This window comes from Spirosoma sp. 48-14 (assembly GCF_001898575.1).
Lineage (GTDB): Bacteria > Bacteroidota > Bacteroidia > Cytophagales > Spirosomataceae > Spirosoma.
The window spans coordinates 14,671-40,245 of the sequence record NZ_MKUD01000044.1; the positions used below are offsets into that span (position 1 = coordinate 14,671).

Annotated in this window: 18 protein-coding genes; 13 read left to right on the forward strand and 5 right to left on the reverse strand. The window is 49.9% G+C overall.

Going from position 1 to position 25,575, the window contains the following annotated elements:
* Both BGO59_RS21710 and BGO59_RS21715 read right to left on the reverse strand, forming a co-directional pair.
* Window positions 1–499, reverse strand: a 499-nt coding sequence (locus tag BGO59_RS21710; RefSeq protein ID WP_293686670.1) for a DUF1684 domain-containing protein, incomplete at its 3' end; no start/stop codon positions are given.
* A gap of 20 nt (window positions 500–519) precedes the next feature.
* Window positions 520–2,013, reverse strand: a complete 1,494-nt coding sequence (locus tag BGO59_RS21715) for a M20/M25/M40 family metallo-hydrolase (protein ID WP_293686672.1) — start codon at window positions 2,011–2,013, stop codon at window positions 520–522.
* A gap of 238 nt (window positions 2,014–2,251) precedes the next feature.
* Between BGO59_RS21715 and BGO59_RS21720 the strand changes: the two genes are divergently transcribed.
* A complete protein-coding gene (locus BGO59_RS21720; RefSeq protein WP_293686674.1) occupies window positions 2,252–3,907 on the forward strand; it encodes an amidohydrolase family protein in 1,656 nt (551 codons plus the stop codon).
* 45 nt (window positions 3,908–3,952) lie between these two features.
* On the opposite strand, the gene BGO59_RS21725 is transcribed toward BGO59_RS21720, so the two are convergent.
* On the reverse strand, window positions 3,953–4,504 hold the full coding sequence (locus BGO59_RS21725) for a fasciclin domain-containing protein (RefSeq protein ID WP_293686676.1): 552 nt from the start codon (window positions 4,502–4,504) through the stop codon (window positions 3,953–3,955).
* Between the two features lie 505 nt (window positions 4,505–5,009).
* Between BGO59_RS21725 and BGO59_RS21730 the strand changes: the two genes are divergently transcribed.
* The 6 genes from BGO59_RS21730 (at window position 5,010) to BGO59_RS21755 (ending at window position 9,757) form a co-directional block, all read left to right on the forward strand.
* Window positions 5,010–5,351, forward strand: coding sequence for a hypothetical protein (locus BGO59_RS21730; protein ID WP_293686677.1), 342 nt, complete (start codon window positions 5,010–5,012; stop codon window positions 5,349–5,351).
* Window positions 5,352–5,360: 9 nt separating this feature from the next.
* Window positions 5,361–6,014, forward strand: coding sequence for a hypothetical protein (locus BGO59_RS21735; RefSeq protein WP_293686679.1), 654 nt, complete (start codon window positions 5,361–5,363; stop codon window positions 6,012–6,014).
* Between the two features lie 3 nt (window positions 6,015–6,017).
* Window positions 6,018–6,857, forward strand: a complete 840-nt coding sequence (locus BGO59_RS21740; protein WP_293686680.1) for a sensor histidine kinase — start codon at window positions 6,018–6,020, stop codon at window positions 6,855–6,857.
* Between the two features lie 52 nt (window positions 6,858–6,909).
* Window positions 6,910–7,569: a response regulator transcription factor gene (locus BGO59_RS21745; protein ID WP_293686682.1), complete on the forward strand. Its 660-nt coding sequence runs from the start codon at window positions 6,910–6,912 to the stop codon at window positions 7,567–7,569.
* 75 nt (window positions 7,570–7,644) lie between these two features.
* Window positions 7,645–8,670: a dipeptide epimerase gene (locus BGO59_RS21750; RefSeq protein WP_293686684.1), complete on the forward strand. Its 1,026-nt coding sequence runs from the start codon at window positions 7,645–7,647 to the stop codon at window positions 8,668–8,670.
* Window positions 8,671–8,680: 10 nt separating this feature from the next.
* Window positions 8,681–9,757, forward strand: coding sequence for an aminotransferase class I/II-fold pyridoxal phosphate-dependent enzyme (locus BGO59_RS21755; RefSeq protein ID WP_293686686.1), 1,077 nt, complete (start codon window positions 8,681–8,683; stop codon window positions 9,755–9,757).
* 66 nt (window positions 9,758–9,823) lie between these two features.
* Here BGO59_RS21755 and BGO59_RS21760 read toward each other — a convergent pair whose 3' ends face one another.
* Both BGO59_RS21760 and BGO59_RS21765 read right to left on the reverse strand, forming a co-directional pair.
* Complete coding sequence (locus BGO59_RS21760; RefSeq protein WP_293686688.1) at window positions 9,824–10,657, reverse strand: sugar phosphate isomerase/epimerase; 834 nt, start codon at window positions 10,655–10,657, stop codon at window positions 9,824–9,826.
* 27 nt (window positions 10,658–10,684) lie between these two features.
* On the reverse strand, window positions 10,685–11,599 hold the full coding sequence (locus tag BGO59_RS21765; protein ID WP_293686690.1) for a DUF1338 domain-containing protein: 915 nt from the start codon (window positions 11,597–11,599) through the stop codon (window positions 10,685–10,687).
* Between the two features lie 202 nt (window positions 11,600–11,801).
* Between BGO59_RS21765 and BGO59_RS21770 the strand changes: the two genes are divergently transcribed.
* From BGO59_RS21770 to BGO59_RS21795, 6 genes are all read left to right on the forward strand, one after another.
* The gene (locus tag BGO59_RS21770; protein WP_293686692.1) at window positions 11,802–13,058 is read left to right on the forward strand and encodes an MFS transporter; all 1,257 of its coding nucleotides are present in this window, start codon (window positions 11,802–11,804) and stop codon (window positions 13,056–13,058) included.
* A 269-nt stretch (window positions 13,059–13,327) separates the two neighbouring features.
* Window positions 13,328–14,824: an L-fucose/L-arabinose isomerase family protein gene (locus tag BGO59_RS21775; RefSeq protein ID WP_293686694.1), complete on the forward strand. Its 1,497-nt coding sequence runs from the start codon at window positions 13,328–13,330 to the stop codon at window positions 14,822–14,824.
* A gap of 160 nt (window positions 14,825–14,984) precedes the next feature.
* On the forward strand, window positions 14,985–18,179 hold the full coding sequence (locus tag BGO59_RS21780) for a TonB-dependent receptor (RefSeq protein WP_293686696.1): 3,195 nt from the start codon (window positions 14,985–14,987) through the stop codon (window positions 18,177–18,179).
* 124 nt (window positions 18,180–18,303) lie between these two features.
* Window positions 18,304–19,740 carry a RagB/SusD family nutrient uptake outer membrane protein gene (locus BGO59_RS21785; RefSeq protein WP_293686698.1) on the forward strand — a complete coding sequence of 479 codons (1,437 nt, stop codon included), beginning with the start codon at window positions 18,304–18,306 and terminating at the stop codon, window positions 19,738–19,740.
* Between the two features lie 87 nt (window positions 19,741–19,827).
* The gene (locus BGO59_RS21790) at window positions 19,828–22,368 is read left to right on the forward strand and encodes a hypothetical protein (RefSeq protein ID WP_293686700.1); all 2,541 of its coding nucleotides are present in this window, start codon (window positions 19,828–19,830) and stop codon (window positions 22,366–22,368) included.
* 208 nt (window positions 22,369–22,576) lie between these two features.
* Window positions 22,577–25,321 (forward strand): glycosyl hydrolase, encoded by a 2,745-nt coding sequence (locus BGO59_RS21795; RefSeq protein ID WP_293686702.1) that lies wholly within the window; start codon window positions 22,577–22,579, stop codon window positions 25,319–25,321.
* The last annotated feature ends 254 nt before the right edge of the window (window positions 25,322–25,575 follow it).

Here is a 25,575-nt window from a genome sequence, read left to right on the forward strand (position 1 = left end):
TATAGGCTTTGTTGAAATCCAGGGTCAGTTTTCCATCCTTAATGTCGCCGGTGCGCAGGTCCATGTAGCGGCCTCCGCCGTAGGTTTCTTTGCCGGAGGTAGCATCTTTAAACGGCAGAAACAGGTAGTCGCGGTATTCGGGTACGCGCATCAGATTCAGACTCCGGTATAGAGTCATTTGATGGGGCTTACCATGCAGTACAAATGACAGCCGCGCGTAGGCCACATGCTCTTTGGTTTTGCCGCTATAGGTCGGCATGTCGAAGGGTTCGGCTTTCGTTATCCGTTCGACCGTGGCCGTAACCCGGTAAGTTGAGTCGGGCGCGTAAAACTGAACAAACGCCAGATCGTCCGGTTTCAACGGGCCGCCCGCTGTGGTCAGCAAGTCCTTTTTGTACGTTTCGCGGTGTTTGGCAATCTGCTCGGCAAAGGGCGTTTGCGCCAGTGCAACCGTCGTCAGCAGACTCATCATCAACAACAGCCCCTTTGCTATAGTCATACTAGGTAATCTATCCATCCTTACAACGGCGTATTCAAAATAGCCAGACAGGTTTTAATGCCTGTCCGCAAATTACCGAGCCGCAGGTTTTCATTCGGGCTATGCTGGTTGTTGTCCATATTCACCAGAGGAACCAACACAGCGGGTACGTTCAACTCCTGAATGAACGGTACTACGGGAACGGTTCCGCCCATCATCCGAATAATCACCGGGTCTTTACCAACGTTTTCGGTGATCGCTTTACGCAACCAAACACCCATGGGCTCGTTAATGTTCGTTCGGAAAGCGGGCGTACCGGCACTTCCTTCAAAGAAAACGATTTGGGCGTATTTCAATCGTTCTTCAGGCGTCGGGGCATGGTCCAGTACAGTAAAGCCCTGCTTCTCAATATGCTTCCGAACCAGATCGATCATCCGTTGGCCATCGGTTTCGGGAACCAGCCGAATATCGAAACTGGCAACGGCCTCCTCCGGGATAATGGTACCGGAGCCTTTTCCTACCACAGCGGCTTTCATACCCCGAATGTTGAGCGATGGATACTGCAATGATTCCTGATAATTATGCCCTACTTTTTCCTCATCAGCAATCAGCAGGGTTTTATTGATCTCCTCCTTTTTATCGGGCACGGCAGCCATAATCTTCTGGGTCGCTTCGTCGAACGAAATACCATCGTAGAAACCCGGAATCAGCACCCTCCCCTGCTCATCCTTCATCGATGCAATCAACCGGGCCAGCCGGAACGCCGGATTCGGCGCATAATTGCCAAAATGACCACTGTGCTGCTGGGTGATTGGGCCATAGGTCGTTATGGTAAATCCAGCATTACCCCGACACCCAAACGTGAGCGTTGGAATATTCGATGAATGCATCGGGCCGTCCATCACAATCATGTAATCGGCCCGAAGTTTGTCTTTATGAGCGGCCAACGCACCTTTTAGACCAGCCGATCCTTTTTCTTCTTCCGTATCGATAATCACCTTCACATGAAAGGGGGGCGTTTTGCCTTCTGCCTGAACAATGTCGAGGGCGTTCAGCAACATAATGATTGGCCCTTTATCGTCGGAGGTGGAGCGACCAAACAAGCGCCATTCATCATTAACCGTTGTTTGGGGAAGATCACCAGCCAGCGCTTTGTACTGACCAGCCCCGTCTTTCTCCTTCAGCACAGTAACGAACGGATCTTTCTGATTCCATTCATTCGCCCGTACCGGCTGACCATCGAGGTGGAAATAAAACAGAACGGTCTTTGTTGCTTTGGGAAATGTTTTTTCAGCCAGTACTACCGGCAAACTGTTCGTTTTCAGCACACTGGTCTGAAAGCCACGCTTCGTGAATGCTTTCTCGGTCCAGGCTATATTTTTCGTGATGTCGGACGGATTAATGGCATCGTTGGGAAGTGCCACATACTCGCTAAGTTCGTCGATGGCAGGCCACATCCGCTTATCGACCAGCGCATCCATTTTGGCCGCTGTCAGCTTTTGGGCGGATAGGTTACCTGAAATAAGCGTTAACATAACCCAGCAGACCCATGATAGAAATGGTACAACGGCCAGTGGGAATCGCTGGGGCATTTTCGTGAATGTAGGTTTATGTCGGGTAGTCATCAGAGGAGGTTGTATCGTATTGTACACTAGCGAATGTACGGCAACCAGACGATTAATACCAATAATCTAACCCAAACACCTCCTTATGCCATATATATCATCAGATAATTCCTGAAATTCGCAATAATATACCCCATCCTACTCAGTTATGATTGCTTCGTCAGGGCGCCCATTATGCCTTATTGGTCATGTTGTCGATTCGCAGGGACACGAATCGGTTCAGACGATTCTAGTCCAGAATGGGCGAATTACAGCGATTCAACCAGGCAAGGTGCCGTTCTCACTACCCGACCTGATCGTGCTCGAACTCGCGGATCATGAGGTACTATTTCCGGGACTCATCAACTTACACGTTCATTCGGAATACAATATTTTCCCGCTCTGGCAAAGTCCGGCTGTCTGGAGTAATCGCTTTCAATGGCGGAATAATGAGCAATATCTACGTGACATCAAAAGCTTCAAAGACTATGTCGAAGCCAATTGGGTAACGGATTATCTGGATTTTACCCGGCCGTTCATTCAAGCCCTGACAGCCGAAAAAAGCACTGTAACAACGCCGGTTATGCTGGCATCGGCCATCAGCGAAGTCCAGAAGATGCATGGGGTTATCACTGAATTACAGGCCGTTGCCGGTGGTACGACCCTGGCCCAGCAAACCATTAAACTGGAAACGAATGCAAGCTTGCCGAACTTCATTATCCGGAACACAGGTGCCCCTACCGAACTAGGTCTGCCAGCCACCAAAAAAGTTTTTTCGGTAGTCGATTTCGTCAGACCGGGGCCTAATTTCGACCCACCGGGTAGTCCTATACGCGCTCAGGAAAATACAGCCGACTGGCCCATGATGCGCCATCCGAGCTTCAACGATTTTCTAACTTCCGTACAACAGGGGAACAATCGGTACTATGCGTCTATTGCCCATATTGCCGAAGGGCGTGCGGGTTATCTGCAAGCAGGCAAACCGGATGGATTTAGCCGACGGGAGTTTTCAGAGTTTCGACAGGCACTTGCCAGCCTTCCCAATAAAGACGCCTTGAAAACGGCTCATCTGACGCTTACCCACGCTTGTGGTCTGGATTATTCGGACCCATCGACGATTGATTTCCTGCGCGACAATCGCATTAGTATTGTCTGGTCGCCGGTGTCGAATCTGATTCTGTATCGAGATACCATTCCGGCACAAACGCTGCTTGATCAGGGCATCAATATTTGTCTGGGATCAGACTGGGCGCCAAGTGGCAGCAAACATGTTTGGGATGAACTGAAATTTGCCCGTCATTTCTGCAATGTGGTTGGGCTGGCAGTTTCCGATGCCCAGTTGCTCGCTATGGTGACCCAAAATCCGGCATTGGCTTTGGGTGATATACCAGCCGGGCGCATTCAAACTGGCTACAATGCCGATTTCTTTATTTTGCAGAAAAAGACTCCACAACAACCTCCTCTAACTGCCTTACTTACTCAGGATGATCGCTCGGTCCGGTGTACAATTGTGAACGGGCGGGTACTCTACGGCGATCAGGATCTATTCACGAATACGCTTTCGGTCGATTATCAACGCATTCCACCTGAAGAAGGTAGCGCGGCAGCTCAAAAGGCAGTGAGCATTAATTCATCGCTCAACTTCGACCTTTCCAGGTCACTAAAGCAGGTCGATGCACTGATGTATAGCTATGCATCGGAGTTTTTGCGTTCACCTAATCTGCGCCGAACCCGGTTACTCTCCACCGACGATCATCTGTATCAGACTCGTATCAATATGGTAAAAACGCATCTGGCCGAATTGATACAAAACCTAAAAAAATAGCTGACCAGGTTCAAGCTTAATCGGAACCTGGTCAGCATCCACTACTTACGGCATCAGCACCGTATCGATTACGTGAATGACCCCATTCGACTGGAAAACATCAGGAATGGTTACGGTTGCTACACCGCCCTTTGCATCGGTCAGTTCAATTTTCTTCCCTTTCTGCATAGCAGTCAGTGTACCACCCGCTACTGTTTTCAGGGTAGCTTTGCCGCCACCTGCTTTGATAGCCTTCATCAGATCCTCGGCGCTCATACGGCCCGGTACAACGTGGTAGGTCAGGATACCCGTCAGTGTTTGCTTATTTTCGGGCTTCACCAATGTTTCGACTGTACCTTTTGGTAGTTTATCGAACGCTTTGTTGGTGGGTGCAAAGACTGTAAATGGACCAGGACCCGACAGGGTTTCGACCAGACCTGCTGCTTTCACGGCGGCTACCAGTGTCGTATGATCTTTCGAATTAACGGCGTTCTCAATAATGTTTTTAGAAGGATACATAGGCGCTCCACCTACCGTCACCGTTTTCTCCTGGGCAAATGAAACCTGACTAACAGCTACTAAGCTGAGTATAGCAAATGCGATTTTAAGCGTCTTCATTGTTGTTTGACTTGGTTGATGTGTTTTGAAAGTTTACTGTGTGTCGACAACATGCAGACTTACGCACAGAATGGTAAGCTTGGATTGATGACTGGTCAAAAAAATTTACAACATCCTCAAAAACAAGCCCATACAGGCGCAAACCGTGTAGCTATTCATTAACGATGTGGCATAAAAAAAACGCCAGACAGAAGTCCGGCGCACAATCGGGTTACAAAGGAAGATGTGACGTGATAGAGGAAGAAAGCTGTACAAATATGAACAATAGACTTAACATTTCTTCATGTAAAAACACGCGAAAACAACGGTGGGAACAACGGTTTTTTTAACGGGTTTTTTCCCGTTTTTTTTACCAAAAACAACGCACTCACTAAAGAACAAACATATAATATGCTAATTACCAGAATCTTATCTGTAAATATATTTTCCCAGCTTTACGGATACCATTGCTTATGACTGGGTAAGCCCTTAGGTTTGAGCAAACCATCTAATCCATATATACACCATGAATACTCCAGTCAATAAAGAACCTTATCCTACCGATCCACTCAAACTTAAAGAAGCCTGCGAACGCTATGACCAACTCCTGGCTGAAAAAGATTTAAAAGGGTTTTATCGCGTCGACTTCTTTGATGTTGCCGAAATCAGGGCGATTCTGGATCTTTGCCAGTCTGAACATGCAAAAATCTATTACGGCATTGATGAAACAGGCCGCCACTTTTTATTCATGGCCCCTACACAGGCCGATGGTCGGGCCCGCGACGATGTTGATACAACCGTAGCTCCCTGCTGCTGTCAGATTCCGCCATGCCCTCAGGATGAGGATGATCGGTATACAAGTATGTAAATTGAGACTATGTGGGATACATATCTCTATATGACGTTATTGGGCGTAGGTGCTGGCTGGTATTTAGTCAACTACCGGATACTTACGCCCCCACTCCGAATTTTAGGTAGTGCCATTGCCATTACCTGGCTTGGCACTGGGTACAGCATTTATATAGGGGCTGTTCATCACAAACCCAATATCCATGTTTATCACATTCTTATCATTATCCAGTATGTGCTGTATGGGCTGATGTTCGAAAAACTGATCGATCAGCCGTTCGTCAAACGCATTATCCGGGTTTCGCTCGTTCTGTTTGCCCTTATATCTCTTTCGCTATCCCTTACCATCCAACCCTGGAACCAGTATAACTCCTATGCGACAACGCTCTTCAATGCCTTAATTGCCATTTGGTCCAGCTATTACTTATGGCGGATGTTTGTCGACATAAAAGTTGAAGCGCTGGAGCAGGAAGCCTCTTTCTGGATTTCGACAGGGCTGTTGTTTTCTTCCTTGGGAAGCTTCTTTGCCCAGGGATTGATGAATTATCTGTTAGCCAATACGGCTAATTACGCCATTATGGTTTACTGGATTCATGAATTAATGGATTTTATATTGTTTGTGTTTTTTTTGTTGGCTATATATATATATCTACGATATTTGCCACATACCCAACGATCTTAACGTATGCCTTCCTCTCCCCCACCCGATGTTGTTCTGGTTATTTTGGTGGGGACGTTACTTTTGCTCATCCTGGCAGGTTTTATTACCTCAATCATCTTTCTGTATAAGCAACGCCATAAGGCCCAGCAACAGGAAATGACTCGCCTTCAGGAAGTATATCAACGAGAACTTCTTCAGTCACAAATTGAGATTCAGAATCAGACACTTCTGCAGATCGCCCAGGATCTTCACGACAATATAGGGCAGTTGCTAACTGTAGTGACCATGCGCCTGAACACACTTGAAGACGACGTTCAGGAACCCGATACCCAGCAAGCCGTTCAGCAAACGCGCGACCTGGTCAAAACAATTATCCAGGAAGTGCGTATGCTTTCCAAAAGCCTCAATCAGGATGTGGTAGGCCGATTCGGACTTCTGCCCAGTTTAACGCATGAACTGGAGCGTATCGAGCGGAGCGGAAAAATAAAAACAACCTTACTTACCCAGGGCGAACCTTATTCGCTGGGCGAAAAAACCGAAATCGTGTTACTACGCATGGCTCAGGAATCGCTGAACAATGCGCTCAAACACGCAAGACCCCGCCATCTGAAACTCATAACCGACTATAGCCACGATGCCTTTGCCCTAACAATTGCAGATGACGGACGCGGATTCGATGTTGAAGAAGCCAAATCTCGCGACCTGAAGCAAACGGGGTCGGGGCTGTATAATCTTTATAATCGGTCGGCCCTGCTTAAAGGAACCTGTACCATTACCAGTCAACCGGGGCAAGGCACCCAAATTGAAATTCGTTTACCAGTTAATCCACCTATAAATGGCTCATCATTCGTAGCCAAACCCTAACTTATTCGCAGTCTACTTTCGGTAAGAAATCCTGACCCACTCCCTTACTTTGATGCCTTTCCAGATAGCCATTGTTGATGACCACCGGCTGGTAGCAGCGGGCATAGCCGATCTGATTCGAAAATTTGAGAACTACGACGTTCTGTTAATGGCCGAAAACGGTCTGGATTTACTCACCCAGCTAGACCAAAGTAGCCAGCTACCCGATATTGCGCTGGTCGATGTAAACATGCCCGAAATGAACGGTTTCGAAACAACCGAACAACTCCGACTGCGTTATCCCGCTGTACGGGTACTGGTTTTGTCGATGGAAGATCGGGAAGACCAGATCATCCGTATGATCCGAAATGGAGCCCGAGGCTACCTGCTTAAAGATTGCCGTCCGGCCGAACTTCGCCAGGCATTTGACGATGTGATGTCGAAAGGGTTTTATTATTCCGATTTCCTGGCAAATCATCTTGTCAATAATCTGGTGGCCCCCTCTACACATCCTGTCTCAACTCCGCCACAATCCTTTAACCTGAACGATCGGGAACAGGAATTTCTGACACTGGCCTGTAGTGAGTTGACCTATAATGAGATAGCCGAACGAATGTTTGTCAGTCCGCGAACTGTAGAAGGCTATCGCGACAGCGTTTTTCAGAAACTGAATGTCAAGACCCGGGTTGGCATGGTATTGGTTGCCATAAAACATAGATTAATAAAGATTTAAAAGAAGAGTGTCTATATCGGAACCATACCGACGATAGGCTGTTCGGGCTAATTTTATAAAAATCCGTTCACACGAATGCAATTGCGTTTTCATCGGGTCGACCTGCGCCTGAACCATACATTTACCATTGCCCACGATAGCCGCGACGTACAACCTTCGCTGATCGTAGAACTTCGGGACGGTGATCATCGTGGTTTTGGCGAGGCTACGGCTACCAAATATTACGGTATTACGATAGAGGGTATGATTGCCGCCCTGGAAGCCATCCGCGAGCCGATTGAAGCACACGAGCTGGCCACGCCCGAACAGTTCTGGGCCGATATGTACCCTCATCTGGAGCAAAATCCGTTTGCCCTGTGTGCGCTCGACCAGGCGGCCTGGGATTTATGGGGGAAACGCCGGGGCCAACCGCTTTACAAACTCTGGAATCTTGATCCTGCCAGTAGCCCCGTTACCGACTATACCATTGGCCTCGACACGCCCCAGCGAATGGTCGAAAAGATGCAGGAACGCCCCTGGCCGCTCTACAAAATAAAGCTGGGCCGTCCCGACGAGGATATTCATCTGGTGCAGACATTACGGCAACATACCGATGCCTTGTTTCGGGTCGATGCCAACTGTGGCTGGAGTGCCGACGAAGCCATTGCCAAATCCAGGCTTCTCAAAGAGCTGAACGTTGAGTTTATCGAGCAGCCCCTTCCGGCTGCTGACTGGGAAGGAGCCAAACTCGTGTATGAACAAAGCGCCCTGCCCGTTATTGCCGATGAAAGCTGCATCATCGAAAGCGACGTTGACCGCTGTGCCGGGTATTTTCATGGTGTAAATATCAAACTCACTAAATGCGGTGGTATCACGCCCGCCCGACGCATGATTAGCCGCGCTCGTGAACTGGGCTTACAGGTGATGGTTGGCTGCATGACCGAATCGAGCGTAGGAATTTCGGCCATTGCGCAATTGCTTCCCTTGCTGGATTATGCCGATCTGGATGGTGCTATGCTCATTGCCAACGACCCCGCCACGGGTGTTACGTTCGATTATGGCAAGGTCGTTTACTCCGTAGAAAATGGAACCGGAGTCCGTTTGTCAGGTGACCATAACTGATCGTAGCGAAATGAGCCCCTTTTTTAACATCGATCATCTACCCAACCGGACGATTCGTTACAACAGTCAGGATTATTTATTCTTCAGCGGAACAGCTTATCTCGGTCTCCCACAACGTGAAGATTTTCAGCAGCTTATGCAGGAAGCTATTCTTCGGTACGGCACCGTGTTTGGCAGCTCACGAAATGGCAACCTGCGTCTGGGTATTTACGAACAGGCCGAAGCCAGACTCGCGTCGGTAGTGTCGGCTGGGTTGGAAGAAACCCCGACAGCCCTAACCCTATCGTCGGGTATGATGGCGGGTCAGGTAATCATGAACTGGCTTCGTCGACAGGGCGTTACGTTTATTTATGCGCCCAATGCTCACCCGGCCATCTGGCACGAGCCAGCCGTTGCGTTACCCAGTGTGTCGTTCAGCGACTGGGCCGCACAATTGTCTGAACAGGTACATGCAACTCCGCCCGGCCCAATTGCTATTCTGACCAACTCGCTCGATGCTGTTTGCTCCGACTATTACCCCTTCGATTGGATTGATGCCTTGCCAAACGACCATCCGATTACACTGGTCGTCGACGATTCGCATGGGTTGGGCGTATTAAACAATGGGCGAGGTATCTGGCCGCAGCTTTGCAAAAAATCCAATGTGAATCTGCTGGTTACAGCTTCACTGGCTAAAGCCATGGGCCTTCCGGGCGGTGTTGTCCTAGGCACTACCGACACGATCCAATCCATTCGGCAGACTGCTTTTTTTGGGGCCTGTTCGCCCATGCCCCCCGCTTATCTCGATGTTTTTCTTCGGGCCGAAAACCTGTATACAGATGCCTACCAACGGCTTTGTCAGAACATCGCATTGGCCGAAGAATTGCTCCTGCCCACCGGGCTTTTTCACCATGCCAACGGGTATCCGGTCTTTTTTACTAAACGAGATGATCTCTACCCGTACCTGCTTGATCAGTCTATTCTGATTTATTCGTTTGCCTATCCAACAGCCGCCGACCGGGCCAACACCCGGATTGTGATCAGTGCCTTTCACACACCGGAAGATATTGAAACATTGGCCAGGCAGGTTCACTCCTTTAACCAATAGACCGCAGATTTTTATGATTGTTATGATTTACACTGATCTTAACAAATCATAAAAATCCGTGGTCTATCACTTCAAGCCTTCCAGAAAAGCCACACTTTGGGGGACCTGCTCCATCGAACGCGACGATTCATCTTCAATAAAGAAGTGCTTAACACCTGATTTTTTGGCCTGTTTCATTAGAGCGGCTATGCCTACATCGCCCTGTCCCAGCGTAACATTCGATTCAATATCCGAATGACCCGTCTGACTATCGGGGGTGCCGGGTTTACGGTCTTTCAGATGCATCAGAACAAACCGTTTTGGGTATTTCTGTAGCAAGGCAACCGGATCATAACCCGGCGATTTTACCCAAAACACGTCCATTTCGAAATTCACTACCTTACGGTCCAGGTTTTCGGCCAGGTAATCGAAAAAGGTACCATCCTGATAGGTTTGGAATTCGTAGCCGTGGTTATGATAGCAAAGCGAAATTCCATTTTCGGCTAAAAGTTTCCCGGCCGTGTTAAACACATCGATAGCCCGATCGGCATCATGAATCATGAATTTATCCCCAGCGTGGGGTATCCAGGTACAAACCACATATTTCGCTCCTAACGCCTTCGCTTCGGCCAGTACTTTCGGCACATTCGAATCGAGGTCCTCAAAACTGGCCCCCGTACTGACGGCTTTTATACCATTCTGATCCAGCAGTTTGCGAAAATCGCCCAGACTCATTCCGTAGGTTCCAGCTATCTCTGCCTCACGAAATCCCATTTGCTTTACTTTCGCCATCGTTCCCGGTACATCTTTCGCAAACTGGTCCCGAAAACTGTAAAGCTGAATACCGACGGGCGCGGGCTTCTGCGCCAGCGAAACCAGACTGTTCAAAAGCAGCCCAGCGAGTAGAAAGGAGAGTTTCATGAGGGTTTAGGGTTTGTAAGCAATGAATTACTTACCAGTTTGTGTTGTGAATGTACTCTCAAAAATCTTGTCGGCGTTGCCCGTCTCGAAACCTTCGCGCCGATGCTGACGGGCGATCTGATCGGCAGGTAAATCGCGAAACTGGGGAAGCACCCGACGTTCGGCAAACTCGACATACGACCCGGCAATCCGATAAACGTCGCCACCCGCAAATTCGGCATCGATCATCTGGGCCACTGTTGAAGCTTGGCGAAGGTCGCCGTCAGGGCTCACTTTAATGGTTCCTCCAGCCGTGTTGAGCCGAAAGCCCCGCCGTTCCAGAAAGGCTACGTACTCGTCGATGGTATTATAGCCCAATTTGAGGTTATGTACGCTAATGGTAAAGTGATTCAGATAATAACGGTTAAAGATAACCCAGGCAGCATACTCGCTCTCATCCAGCAGCCGCTGGTAATCCGCCAGCGTGGGCGTTGTCCAGAGTGGCTGGTGCAGGAACTGATCGACCGCAGCCGCATCGTCCAGATCCAATGAATCGACCGGGTCGCTGGTAACGGTATCGGTATACCGATGAATAATCTGTTGTGCTTCCTCCGAAAGCTCATGCACCCGCAACTCGCTAACAAAGATGCGCGGATAGTGTGGTCCGGGGGGGCTAAACCAGAAAGCGGTCAGCTTTTTCCCGGTGAAATTGAACGCATCCCGTTTTTCATATCCGTAATGCAGGAAAATCTTCTCGAACGACGCAATGCCCAGATTGGGTACGCCCATGGTCCGAAACGCAATGTGGTCATTTTCGATCTCGCTGGCCGCGCTGATAATGCCTTCATCGATCATGGCCTCAATAACTTTCTGAACATCGGGAACGCGTTCGCTATATCGTCGCATCAGGCCACCCAATACGGCATCGAGGGTCTGCGTAGTTGTTTGTTGATTGGTTAGCATGGGCAATGAATCGTCTTTTCAGGTTTTGTGGCTCAATATAATTGTTTATTGAACCGATCGGCTTTTGAAAACCAGATCGATGCGCCAACCCTTTATAGCCATGAAATTATTTCTATTTGATTAAAAAAAAATACCATAACAGTTGATTTTTTCTTTTTCAGACTTATACCTTTGCATAAACTAACTTAGTGCGTTAAGTAAAATGCAAAAGCACCTGCGCTGGTTGATTGTTTTCCTGCTTTTTATCGCCACAGGACTCAGCTTTCTGGACCGACAGGTGCTCTCCATTGCCATTCTGAAAATCCAGGAAGAGTTTAAGATTACGGACGTTCAATATGGCCTGATCAACACCAGTTTCCTGATTAGCTATGCCATCATGTTCACGCTGGGCGGCTGGCTGATCGACCGGGTAGGTGGAAAACTCGGCCTGGCGTTGTCAGTAGGTATCTGGTCGGTGGCGAATAGCCTTCATGCGGTGATGAATTCATTCACCCAGCTATTGACCTTCCGGTTCTTTCTGGGGATGGGGGAAGGCGGTTGCTTTCCGGGCGCAGCCTGGACAGTCTATCGCTGGTTCGACAAAAAAGAACGGGCTCTGGCTAACGGCATCGCCATTGGTGGCTCAGCCATTGGCGCAGTCGTAGCTCCACCGTTAACCATCTGGCTATCGGCTAATTATGGCTGGCGGGGAGGATTTTTAATACCCGGTCTGATTGGCATTGTCTGGGTAATTATCTGGTTGTTCATTCCGTGGAAAACAGAAAATCTGATTATCGAAAAAGCCAGTAAGCCGTCCGAAACGGTTCCTTTTTTACAACTGTTCAGGCAGAAAGCAACCTGGGTGTTTATCGTCATTCGGTTTCTGCTCGATCCGGTTTTCTATTTCATGATGTTCTGGATTCCGAAGTACCTGAGTTCGGTTCGTCATGTGCCTTTCGAGCAAATTGGAAGCCTTTTCTGGATACCGTTTCTAGCGCTGGGCATTGCCAACGTACTCGGTGGCTGGTTTTCGGGACAGCTAATTGCCTTTAACTTTTCAGTCAATAAAGCCCGCAAAACGGTCATGGGTATAGCGGCTATTTTGACGCTGGCAGCACCGGCCATCGAGTGGGTTTCGTCGGTCCATACAGCGGTTGCTCTCATGGCCGTGTTCATGTTTGCACATGGCTTCTGGATTACCAATTACATAACGGCCATTTCGGACATGTTCGGCCAGAAGGCGACTTCTACGGTTGTTGGTCTGTCGGGAACAGCGGGGGCCGTGTCGGGCTTACTGCTTAATCCGCTGATGGGTGTTGTGATTCAGCAGTATTCGTATCGACCATTATGGATTGCCTCGGGCTTGCTATACCCACTTGCGTTTGTGCTGCTACTCGTGCTGATTCCCCGAATCGAAGCTCTTTCGCTCGGAAACAAACGAGTTGCCCACAAACAGGGGCTAAGCGAAATAGGAGGCTAAGACACTGATTACAAACGTTATAAAACTCTTTTCCTTCAGTAGTTCGGCGTGTATAAACCTGGGCAATGATGGTTGGTAATTGTCCAGGTAACACGCTGATTATCGAAATACCTTAGGCTCTTTCTGTCATCCCGACGCAGGAGGGACCTCAAGCGTCAGGAAATTCGAGGTCCCTCCTGCGTCGGGATGACAGAAAAAGTGTAGGATCATTACCCGCAAAATCAACTTAGTGCACTAAGTTAACTATACAAAGGCATAAACTGAATATTATGAAAAATCCATCTCCAAATGGTTTGGCAGTGCAGCAAGCAGAATGGGTAAAACGTAAGAAAACACGCCCTCGCATTGGGGTTTTCGGCGTAGGTTATTTCAAATACTGGGGGCAGTTCGAGGGCTTGCTAGACGACATGATGCAAAAACAGGCCGTTTTCATCAGCAAGATTGAAGCGCTCGATACAGCCGAAATCATTGATTTGGGGCTCGTTGATGATGCAACGAAAGCGTATGAAATGGTTCCGAAACTTCAGGCGGCCAATCTGGACCTTATCTTCTGCGATATGCTCACTTACGCCACCTCGAGTACGTTTGGCGTCATCATCAAAAGCATCGACGTTCCGATTGTTCTGGTAGCCCTTCAGCCTGATAAGGCGATGGATTATAGCCGTGCCTCCACGTACATGCAGTTGTACAACGACGACATCTGTTCACTACCGGAGTTTGCGGGCGTAGCCGTTCGGATGGGTAAGAAAGTGCCCCAGATGATCATCGGAACCCTGCACGACGACCCGGCTGCCGATGCCGACATTGAAGAATATTGCCGCATTGCTGCCGTATTGCATGACCTGAAAACGGCGCGGATCGGCCATATCGGTCACCCGATTGAGGCCATGCTCGATATGCACTCCGATTCGACCATGCTTACGGCGCATTTTGGGGCACATATCGTCCAGTGCGAAGCGCATGAGATCGTTTCGCAATACCAGAAAGCCACAGAGCCCGAAATTGACGCCATTAAAGAGCGAATTCTGGCCTATTTTGACACCCCCGACCCTGTTTCGGACCCCATTTCTGAAAAACTACGCGACTCCGATCTGCACATTGCGGCCCAGGCTGCCGTAGCCCTGGAAAAATTCATCAAAGCTAAAAAACTGGATGGGCTGGCCTATTACTACGATGGCCCGGAGGGAAGCGACACCCGCGTCGTGATGTCAAACCTGATTGTCGGCAACTCGCTGTTACAAGGTGCAGGTTTTCCGATGTGTGGCGAATCGGACCTGAAAACCTGCATTGCCATGCTCATCATGGAACGATTGGGTATTGGCGGCAGCTTCGCAGAGTTTCACCCGGTCGATTTCAAGGAGGATTTCGTCCTGGTCGGGCACGACGGGCCGCATAACATCGCCATTGCCGAAGGTCAGCCGGTATTGCGCAGTCTGAAAAAATACCATGGCAAACCCGGTTTTGGCGCTGGTGTAGAATTCAAGATCAAGGAAGGGCCGATTACTATGCTCAGCATCAGTTCGACCTACGAAGGCAAAATGAAGTTCGTGATTGCCGAAGGCGAGTCGATCGCCGGGCCGATTCCCCCAACGGGCAATACCAATACGCGCGGCTTTTTCAAACCCAACGTTCGCACCTTCCTGAAACGCTGGATTAGCGAAGGCCCAACGCACCACTTCGCGCTGGGTGTTGGGCACCATGCCAAGACCATCCAGAAAATTGCCGACTACCTCAAAGTCGAATCAGTCATTATTTCTAATGAATAATGAAGAATGTATAATGGACAATGATTAATGCACAACAAACAACCCCAAGTATCTATCTGAATATCATACAGATACCTCAAATCCATTATACATTTTTCATTATCCATTTTGCATTAATCATTATTCATTACAACCGTTCTTAAACCTTAATTATTAACTCATGGACCACTTTATATTCCATCGACTGCGACTCTTAGTGATTGGCAGTATGCTGAGCCTATTGGCTGTTACGGTTGGGTTTGCCCAATCTTCTAAAGTGACGATTAGTGGTAAAATCACCACGTCGGAAGACGGTGACGTTCTTGTAGGAGCCACCGTAACCGAAAAAGGGACCACCAACGGAACCACATCGGACGCCAGCGGCAACTTCCGTATTAACGTTTCCCCCAATGCGACGCTGGTTGTCAGTTTCATTGGCTATGCCCCTCAGGAACTTGCCGTAGGCAATCGTTCACAACTTAACGTAGCGCTTAAAACCGACCAGCAACAATTGCAGGATGTGGTCGTGGTGGGTTATGGTACCCAGCGAAAAAAGGATTTGACAGGCTCTATCGTCAATCTGACCAGTAAAGATCTGGTACCTGTTCCGTCGGCCACAAGCGTCGATCAGATGATGCAGGGGAAAGTAGCGGGTGTCCAGATCACCCAAACCTCGGGCGCACCGGGCGGTAATGTCAACGTGATTGTGCGGGGTATTAGCTCCATCACAGGTGGTAACTCACCGTTATATGTGGTCGATGGCTATGCCATTGGTACAGGCGGTGGCGGGTCGGATTTAAGCAACTATGCGTCCAACTCGTATTCGGCCAGCGGGATTGCGAGTAGTAGTTCGGTCAACCGGATCAACCCGTTGAGCATCATCAATCCCGCTGATATTGAGTCGATTCAGGTCTTGAAAGATGCATCGGCAACGGCAATTTACGGTTCGCGTGGTTCCAACGGGGTCATCATTATTACCACCAAACGGGGCAAACTCGGCAAACCCACCATCAGCTTCGAGCAGTCGACGGGTATGCAGGAACTGGCGAAGAAAATGAAACTGCTCACCCCTCGCCAGTACGCGGAATACGTAGCCGAAGGGCGCGACAATGCCTGGGTATTTGCTGGCGGAAAAGCGTCGGACCCCAATAGCGTTCGGAGTACGGCCACGCAGGTAAAACCCGAATTTCGTAACCCTGGCCAATTTGCCGATCAGGGCTACGGCACCGACTGGCAGGACGTTATTTTCCAGAAAGGGATGGTTCAGAACTACCAGCTATCGGCCAGCGGAACGGGTAAGGATGTGAGCTATTACGTATCGGGCGGCTATTTTACGAACAAAGGCATCATCATTGGTTCCGATTTCAACAAGTTTACCCTTCGCACGAACATCGACGCCCACCTGACCGAGAAACTTAAAATCGGCGCTTCGTTTTCGGGTGCTCATTCGTATGGAAATTTCGCCCGCGCCGAAGGACACCTGCAATACCGGGGCTTGATTTCGGCAGCCCTCGCCAGTGATCCAACCATTCCGGTGTATAATGCCGATGGTACGCCCTATTCCGAATTTTCCAGCCCGACGGGTATTCCGGTCGAAAATCCGGTGGTGATCGCTGCCGAGTTCTCAGACAAACGAAACAACTCGAACATATTCACAAACAACTATTTGCAATACGAACTGATGCCCGGCCTTGTATTGAAAACGTCCGTCGGTGTCAACTACTCCAACAACGTTACCCGTTTGTGGAAATCATCGAAGGTAGGGTTGGCAACGAGTCGGACGGGGGCGGCAACCGCCGGGGCAACTGAGATCAAGAGCTTAAACTGGCTGAACGAAAATACCATCAACTACCGCCATAAGTTCGGCCAGCACGATATCGACGCCCTGGCAGGATATACGATCCAGAAAAGCTCCGACGAGATTTTACAGGCGGGGGCTACGGGCTTTTCGACCGACTATGTTCCCTTCCTTTCGGCCGGAACGGTATCCAACGGCACCAACTACGTAAGCGAATGGGCCATTATGTCGTGGCTGGCACGGGTCAACTACGGCTTCGCCAACAAATACCTGCTCACGGCAACCATTCGAACCGACGGCAGTTCCCGATTTGGCGCCAAAAATCGCTGGGGGACGTTCCCTTCGCTCTCGCTGGCGTACCGACTATCGGACGAAGCGTTCATGAAACCCATTTCGGTGATCAGCGATCTGAAACTCCGGGCAAGCTACGGTATTGCGGGTAATAACCTGATTCCTAACTATGCTACGCAAGGTTTGTTAGGCGTATCACGAACCGTATCGAACGGGCAAATTGTGTCGGGTATTGTACCAACGAGTCTGGCCAACGACCAACTGACCTGGGAGCAGTCGGTGCAAACCAACCTCGGCATGGACCTTTCGTTGTTCCAGAATCGCCTGTCGTTTACCATCGATGCCTACCGGGCCTATAAAAAGAATCTGCTTCTAAACGTCACGTTGCCAGCGGCCTCAGGTTTCGGCAGTTCGGTTCAGAATATTGGCGAGGTTGAAAATAAAGGGCTTGAATTGACCGTCAATTCGCAGAATATTGTGAAAGGTCCATTCCAGTGGAACACCGATTTCAACATTAGCTGGAACCGGAACAAAGTCACGGCCCTTAATTCCGATGCCGCCCGCATTGTCACGTCCGACTATCAGGTAGCACAGGTGGGTTATGCCATTTCCAGCTTCCGGCTCCTGAATATTCTGGGTATTTTCCAGACGCAGGAAGAAATCAGCAAAAGCCCGATCCAGAACCCACGCGTTCAACCCGGCGACTACAAATATCAGGATGTGGATGGCAATGGCACGATCAACACGTCGGACAAAACCATCGTTGGTACACCCTGGCCGAAGTTTACCTGGGGTTTCGGCAACCGATTCAGTTTTAAGAACTTCAACTTGAGTGTCAGTCTGAATGGCTCGTACGGCAATCAGATTTATTTTCAGGGGGGTGAAGTTTCGCTCAACGACGCGGGCGTGCAGAATCAGTTAGCCGCTATCGCCAACCGCTGGCGCTCGCCGGAAAATCCGGGCGATGGTCTTTATACACGGGCGATTCGCAACGACTATGCCTTTGGTTTCAGCGCCGGAACGACCAAGTACCTGTTCGACGGGTCCTATACCCGCATCCGGGATGTAAACTTATCCTACACCTTCCCGACAGCGGTGATTGGCAAACTGAAGCTACAGGCCCTTTCGGTTTATGCCGATGTAACGAATCTGTACACCTTCACCAAGTATCCGGGCTACGACCCTGAAGGCAGCACAGGTGGCGACAATCTGGCGAAAAGTGGTGTCGACTTTTTCTCGTATCCGAACCCAAGGACATATACAATTGGCCTGCGTGTGACCTTTTAAATGAGCGAAAGAGCGAATGAGTGAATGAGCGAAAAAATCGTTAGTCACTCTACTTCGGCGCGGGACGGCCCGTGACGTCCAATTTCACTCTTTCGCTCTTTCACTCTTTCACTCTTTAGATCTCATGAAAACGAAAATCCTGGCCATACTTTTCCTGACGGCCACCTTAACTTCCTGCCATGATTTTCTGAATCTGAAACCAGCCTATCAGATCAGCGATCAGAGCTTTTACCAGAACCAGAACGACTTCGAAACGGCACTGGCAGGTGTGTACAGCACCTTCCGAGGGCTCTATAGCACCAGCAACATACTGTACATGACCGAACTAACGACCGACAATACCGAAATTCAGTGGTCGTCGCCCTCGGCCGATGAGATGCAGATGGATCAGAACGCCGTTACGCCAACCAACGCCTTTGTTCGGGGTGTCTGGAGTACATGCCTGTATACGATCTCGCAGAGTTCGAACATCCTGAACCGGATCGATGCGGTAAACTTCGACCAGACGTCCAAGAACCGGATCAAAGGCGAAGCACAGTTTCTGCGGGCGTTCAGCTATTTCTACATGGTTCGGCTATTCGGCAATGTCCCGATTACGAACACGACCTTTACCAGCCCGGCACAGGTAGCTTCGGCTGATCTGACACTGAAGCCCAAAGAGGACGTCTACAAACAGATTCTGGCCGACCTGACAAGTGCTGAAAGTCTGCTGCCAGCTACCCTGAATGCCGATAAGACCCGCGCTTCACAGATGACGGTGAAAGCGTTACTCGGCAAGGTGTATCTGACCCAACAGAATTATGATCTGGCCGGTACGAAGTTGAAGGAAGTGATCGATTCGAAGCAATATTCATTAGTAGCTGATTATAAAACCCTGTCGACGAACGGCAATACCAACCTGGCCGAAACAATTCTGGAAGTAGATTATCTGTCGGGGCAGTCGCTGGGCAACAACTATTCGGCGTTGTTCACACCAGCCATTACAAGCATGGCTATATTTCCGAATAATTTGCAGGGATCAGGTCGGATCGTGCCGACGCTGGATGTGATTAAAGCCTATGAAACGGGGGATGCGCGCAAAGCAATCTCGGTCAATGATTCCGTCACGCTGATTGGGGGCAAGAAATCGTACAGCCGCTATGGATTAAAATTCGTTGACTTCAAGGCCGTTGATTTATCCGACGGTGCGGTTTCGTTCACGATTCTCCGCTATGCCGATGTGTTGCTGATGTATGCCGAAGTGTTGAATGAACAAGGTAAACCAGCCGATGCGCTGCCTTATCTGAATCAGGTACGTCAACGGGCTAAGTTACCGACGCTATCTGGACTATCACAAGCGGATACTCGGCTGGCGCTGGAACGCGAACGACGTACTGAATTCCTGTTCGAAGGCCATCGCTGGTTCGATCTGGTTCGTACCGGACGTGCTCAGACCGTGCTGAATGCCCATTATGCCAGTCAGAAGCTGAACTTTTCGGTACAGGATTTCGAGTTGCTATTCCCAATCCCGCAGGCCGAAATTGACCTCAATCCGGCTTTGAAGCAGAATCCGGGGTATTGATTATAAACGTAGCGTGGGTGGAAACCCGCGATCTGAGTTCATAATCGCGGGTTTCCACCCACGCTACAGCAATAAATCCATTAAACCATGCGTGCGCAACTCATAACTTTTCTCAGCACTTTAAGTATTGCCATTTTTGGCTTTACCTATAGTACCGACACGCCTAATCTGGACAATTCGACGCTGCGGGGTAAGCCGTTCAATACCATCACGCTGGAACTGTCGCTGAAGCCATTCAAAAAAGCCGACAAAGCCTATATCGGGCAGGTGGCAACGGAGCTGTTTACGCAGTGGTCATCGCTGCTGCGGCATACGGATACGGTGTCGGTGATGCTCTGGACATCCGACGGCTCCGAGATTCTGGATTATACGGGAAAGCTGAATCAGCCGCTGGAATGGGCGAAGTATATGGGCAATCCGAATACCGAACACGAAGTAGGATCAGGCCCGGCCGACCTGTCGCTCCACCAGCGTGCGCTCCTGTACATGGACAACCCACCCGCTTTTACCTACGGCGACCTCAAATACATCATCCAGTCGCTGAAAGACGCGGGCCAACGCATTACGGGGAAACCCATCCGTATTGGCGCCACCTTCGATCCGGGACCAGAGTTTGCTCACTCAGACTTCAAGTACAAAAAACACCCCGAAATTCTGGGCGGCAATGCCATGGGCCATAAAACGATGGTCAGTTGCTACTCAACCCTGAATGCTGACAATCAGGCGTATGCAGGCTTTCCGAAAGGCATTCCGGCTAATACACCCTTCGGTACCTTTCTGGGTCGTCAGAGCCAGCATTTTCTGACCGATTTGGGTTATGATTACATCTGGCTCAGCAACGGGTTTGGGTTCGGGGTAGAAGGCTGGTCATCGACAGGTGCCATTTTCGACGGGAAAGCGTTTGCGTCCGAAAAATTAGCAAACACCCGTGAGTTGATTGCGGGATTCTGGAACCTGTTTCGGAAAGAATGTCCTGCTTTTCAGATTCAGACACGGGGTACTAACCTGTCTACGGGTGCCGATCTGGCCCGTGATGGTGTCGACCTGAAGCAGATTTACAGTGGACATTACAACATGCTACCTCCCCCCAACTCGCCCTGGGCGGCACTGGATGGTGATTTTGGACTCGAAATGGTGGGGTATATGTCGCGAATGGCTGAGCTGCCCGACGAACGCTACCTGTTTCGCTATTACACGCACGACCCCTGGTGGGTAAACAGCCCCTGGCTTGACCGCTACGGACAGGAACCGCACGATATTTACCTGCCGATGGCCGTTGCGCGAATCAACGCAAAAGGAGAGATTAAACTACCCACACACCTGAATTTCCTGACGGCCGATAATACCTACGGTGAAATGCCTGCACAGGTGCCCGACGAGGTAACACCGCACATTCTGAAAGCCCGTTATGATTCGCCAACGGCACCGGGGCCACTCGTTTGGGTGTATCCGTTCGAGGAATACCATACCTGGGCTTATAAGGATGGGAAACGCCTGCCCGAAATTTACTATGGCGACTGGCTGATTCGTCAGGCCATCAACAACGGCTTTCCGCTCAACACCATCCTGTCGACCAATTCATTCCAGAAAGTGGTGGCTTCTAAACCAACCGATTTCAATGAGTCGGTACTGGTATCGATTGTGCCTGAAGCCAATTCATCGCTCGAAAAATCACTGATCGACTTTGTGCAGAATGGCGGTAAACTGCTGGTATATGGCCCTGCCGATCACGCGGGCGCTGCGTTTATGAATCTGCTGAATCTGCAAAATACGTCGGCGCTGGAGGGCGATTTCCAGGTGAGTTCAAGCATCAACTTCGATAAGCTGGACAAGCCCTATCCTGATAAGATTACCCATCGCGCTTTGTTTTCGGGCGGTGGTGTCGCTACGCAGGTAAAAAACAAAGCCGACGCGGGCACGAAGGTACTGGCGAAAATGACGCAGGGCAGCAACAGCCGTGATGTGGTGTGGGTACGCGAAAAACCAGAGTGGAAAGGCGGCAAAGTAGCTTATGTACGGGGCACCAATTCCAGCAAATTTACCGGAGGAAAGCTCCTGACGCCCGACGACCCCGAACAACTGTTTACCGGCCCGTTACTGATGCGATACGCCTTGAACGAGTTTGGACTGGACTACCGCGTCGATAAGAAAAACCCATCCGTTAAGAGCCCGGTTCTGGCTATTTCCCGTAGCAGTAACGGTTTTTTCTTCTCTGGCTATTGCCCGAACACAACCGTTACGCACCGCTTCAAAATGCCGCAGGGCGCCCCACTACTGACCGGCTACGAAACCGATTTAACAAACGGATACTCAGTCTATAACCTACCAAAAGCCTGGCATAAGGAAAGCCGATTTTTTGTAGAGCAGCCGGATGGCATCGTCTCCTGTCAGGAAATGACGTCCGGGGTTCAACACATGAAACGCTGTGTACGACTGACGGGCCTCAAAAACGCTACGGTACGTATTTACCCCGATGAAGGTGTTACTGACCAGGGGCTTCATGTGTATGCGAATACGGGCTATCCATGGGGGAAAAAGCCACAGGCTGCCTTCAAGCCCGGCGATAAGAAGTACGGTAATCACTATGTCGTTGAACACGCCACCGGCGATTTGGTGGTGTTCTGGTGAAAATAGAACCGCACGAGCGGCCCCGACAGATTATTATGATTCTTATGATTTACTCAGATCTTCTCTGTGCTGTCGGTTACTGTGGTGTCGGTTACTAATAACCGACAGGTGAGGTTTCTTAAAACCGAATAAGGCAATAGGTTTTGAGAAACCTCACCTGTCAGATGAAAGCATCTGACACCACAAATTTTAAAAAATTCTCCCGGTCATGAAATTCATTTTTACACTTCCAGTTATTGGGTTGTTTGCGGCTATGGGTTTGTTTCAGAAGCCCATTCCGAAAGCCGATACAATTATCTATGCATCACTGAAAGAAGGGTTCAAAAATCCCCCCATCCACGCCCGGCCCAAAGTGTATTGGTGGTGGCTGAATGGGTATGTCGATACGGTTCGGCTGAAAGAAGAGCTCCAGGCCATTAAAAAAGCGGGAATGGGTGGTGTCGATATTTTTGAGATCGGCCTTCCCCCTGCCAGCGATGCCAACCGGATGATTCCGGCAGGGCCTGCCTTTATGGGCGATACCTCCGTAAGAACCATTGCGATGGCCATCCGGGAAGCCGGTAAGCTAGGACTGGAGGTCGGGCTGAATCTGGCCAGTAGCTGGAATGCGGGTGGCAGTTGGGTACAACCACAGCATGCCGCCAAAACCATATACTTCTCGAAAGTTACCACGAAAGGAGGTGACCAATCGTCGATTAAATTGCCTTTCCCGACCATTACGCCCGACCGACTAGGCAATAAGCGACCCATTGCGTATCGGCCCGATGGCAAGCCTGCGTATTATGAAGAAATTGCCGTAATCGCGCTACCCGCTGGTCAAAATGCCCAATTGGATACGACAAACATCCGCAACATATCCGCTTTTTTCGACCCAAAAACCGAACAGCTAACCTGGAAAGCACCTGCTGGAAACTGGGACATCTATCGGTACATCTGCTCCAATTCGGGTGAGCAACTGATTCGTCCGACACCACATTCGGTTGGGCCAATCATCGACCATTTCGATTCGACGGCAACCCGGATGCATGTGATGTACTTCATCGAACGCCTGAAACCTTTGCTCGGCGATTTCAGCAAAAGCCCGCTGAAAAACCTATACCTGGCCAGTTACGAAGCCAAGGAATTTACCTGGACGCCGACCCTGCCAGCCGCTTTCCGGAAACTGCATGGGTACGACCTCTATAAGTTTCTGCCCGCCATTTTCAACAAAGACTGGTATCGACCCGAACTCGCAAAATCGTTTCAGTTCGACTTCGACAATACGCTGTCGGAACTAATGATCAATAACCATTATCGGAAAGCAAAGGAAATCTGCAACCGGCATGGTTTACAGATCATTTCGGAATCGGGCGGGCCGGGTCACTTGCATCACATTCCGGTCGAAACGCTGAAAGCGCTGGGAGCACTGGACGTTCCTCGCGGAGAATACTGGTATAACCGGGAGTTCTTTATGGAGTCTGATAAAGATAGCCTGGTCGACATGATTTATCTGGTGAAGGAGATTGCAGCCACATCGCACATCTACAAACGCGGCATCGTCGAAGAAGAGTCGTTTACCAGTTACTGGGACTGGCAGGAAGGCCCTTCAGACCTGAAACCCCTGGCCGACCGGGCTTTTTGCGAAGGCATGAACCGACTGGTTATTCATGGGTTTACGCACAATCCGTCGGGCATGGGTTATCCGGGTATTGCATATTTTGCGGGTACCCATTACAACGACCGAAACGGCTGGTGGCCCAAAGTCAAACCGTTCAATGACTACCTAGCCCGCGTCTCATACATTCTGCAAAAGACGAATTTCGTGGCCGATGTGCTTCATTATTATGGCGACAACATTCCGAATCTGATACCGCCCAAAAACACCCGCTTTGCTGTTGGGCCCGGCTACGATTACGAGGTCATTAACACGGAAGTCCTGCTACGAGACCTGACGGTCGAAAACGGAAAATGGGTGCTGCCGGGGGTTGGCCAATATCGTGTTCTTCACATTGGCAACGAAGGAAAAACGCCACCAGCCGTACGGGCAAAGCTCAAGCTGTTAGCGACCAAAGGGGCCAAACTGGTGGAAGCAACGGATTCTCCGCTCAATACCCTTCAGTCCCTATCTATCGGACCCGACTTCAGTTATGCCGGGCAAACAGCCGATCAGCGGCATGCACCCATCGACCACATTCATTATCAACACAACGGCCTGGACTTTTACCTGATCCGAAATACGACCAATAGCTGGGTTTCGAAAGACTGTTTCTTTCGGCAAACGGCCAAAACACCCGAACTCTGGAATCCTGTAACGGGCGAAGTCAGTGCCATTTCTGCGTATCAACAAGAGACGAATCGTACCAAAATTCCGGTTTCGTTACCGCCTTTTGGCGCCTATTTCGTTGTCTTTACGCCAACGCCCACAGTCGCCAAAACCGTGGCTACAGGACTACAACATCCGGCATCCACGACTTCCATCATGGCGCTGGACGGCCCCTGGCAGCTTAGCTTTCCCAAAGGCTGGGGCGCTCCAACATCGGCTACGTTTCCTAAGCTGATTTCCTGGACTCAATCGGAACAGAAAGGCATCAAGTATTTTTCGGGCATTGCCACTTACCAGAAAACCTTTCAGTATAAACCAGTGGTGAGTACAAAACAGCGACTTTATCTGGACCTGGGTCGGGTTTCGAAACTTGGTGAGGTGTGGCTGAACAACAAACCGCTAGGCATCGTCTGGACACCGCCCTACCGCGTCGATATTACGGATGCGATCAAGCCCGGTTCCAACGTACTGAAAGTGGAGGTGGCCAATACCTGGTCGAACCGATTAACGGGCGATGCCCTGACGGGGGAGACGTTTACAAAAACGAACATCACCAAAGCCAACAAAAACCTGGTTCCCTGGGGAGAACTTCCGCTCATTGAGTCGGGATTGCTGGGACCGGTGAAGATATTGATGGCAAGAATTCAATAAAAGATAGCTACCGGCATTGCGCCCCTACGGGGCTTGGTAGGCGTGTAGGGTCATGAAAACTACCGACATTATGCCCCGCTGGGGCTTATACATAAAAATGGACATGGCAGCTATTAGCATTAAACTCCTCTGGCGCTTAGCACATAACATACCAATTATTTTCGTCGACATTATATTCTTCACGAGCCATTGATACAAACTATAAGTCTAAACGACAAAGTTAAGCCCCGGAGGGGCACAATGTCGGTAGCTAT

Coding starts and splice junctions, on each gene's coding strand:
- BGO59_RS21715 (WP_293686672.1), bottom strand. CDS start 2,013: ATGTTAACGCTTATTTCAGGTAACCTATCCGCCCAAAAGCTGACAGCG.
- BGO59_RS21720 (WP_293686674.1), top strand. CDS start 2,252: ATGATTGCTTCGTCAGGGCGCCCATTATGCCTTATTGGTCATGTTGTC.
- BGO59_RS21725 (WP_293686676.1), bottom strand. CDS start 4,504: ATGAAGACGCTTAAAATCGCATTTGCTATACTCAGCTTAGTAGCTGTT.
- BGO59_RS21730 (WP_293686677.1), top strand. CDS start 5,010: ATGAATACTCCAGTCAATAAAGAACCTTATCCTACCGATCCACTCAAA.
- BGO59_RS21735 (WP_293686679.1), top strand. CDS start 5,361: ATGTGGGATACATATCTCTATATGACGTTATTGGGCGTAGGTGCTGGC.
- BGO59_RS21740 (WP_293686680.1), top strand. CDS start 6,018: ATGCCTTCCTCTCCCCCACCCGATGTTGTTCTGGTTATTTTGGTGGGG.
- BGO59_RS21745 (WP_293686682.1), top strand. CDS start 6,910: ATGCCTTTCCAGATAGCCATTGTTGATGACCACCGGCTGGTAGCAGCG.
- BGO59_RS21750 (WP_293686684.1), top strand. CDS start 7,645: ATGCAATTGCGTTTTCATCGGGTCGACCTGCGCCTGAACCATACATTT.
- BGO59_RS21755 (WP_293686686.1), top strand. CDS start 8,681: ATGAGCCCCTTTTTTAACATCGATCATCTACCCAACCGGACGATTCGT.
- BGO59_RS21760 (WP_293686688.1), bottom strand. CDS start 10,657: ATGAAACTCTCCTTTCTACTCGCTGGGCTGCTTTTGAACAGTCTGGTT.
- BGO59_RS21765 (WP_293686690.1), bottom strand. CDS start 11,599: ATGCTAACCAATCAACAAACAACTACGCAGACCCTCGATGCCGTATTG.
- BGO59_RS21770 (WP_293686692.1), top strand. CDS start 11,802: ATGCAAAAGCACCTGCGCTGGTTGATTGTTTTCCTGCTTTTTATCGCC.
- BGO59_RS21775 (WP_293686694.1), top strand. CDS start 13,328: ATGAAAAATCCATCTCCAAATGGTTTGGCAGTGCAGCAAGCAGAATGG.
- BGO59_RS21780 (WP_293686696.1), top strand. CDS start 14,985: ATGGACCACTTTATATTCCATCGACTGCGACTCTTAGTGATTGGCAGT.
- BGO59_RS21785 (WP_293686698.1), top strand. CDS start 18,304: ATGAAAACGAAAATCCTGGCCATACTTTTCCTGACGGCCACCTTAACT.
- BGO59_RS21790 (WP_293686700.1), top strand. CDS start 19,828: ATGCGTGCGCAACTCATAACTTTTCTCAGCACTTTAAGTATTGCCATT.
- BGO59_RS21795 (WP_293686702.1), top strand. CDS start 22,577: ATGAAATTCATTTTTACACTTCCAGTTATTGGGTTGTTTGCGGCTATG.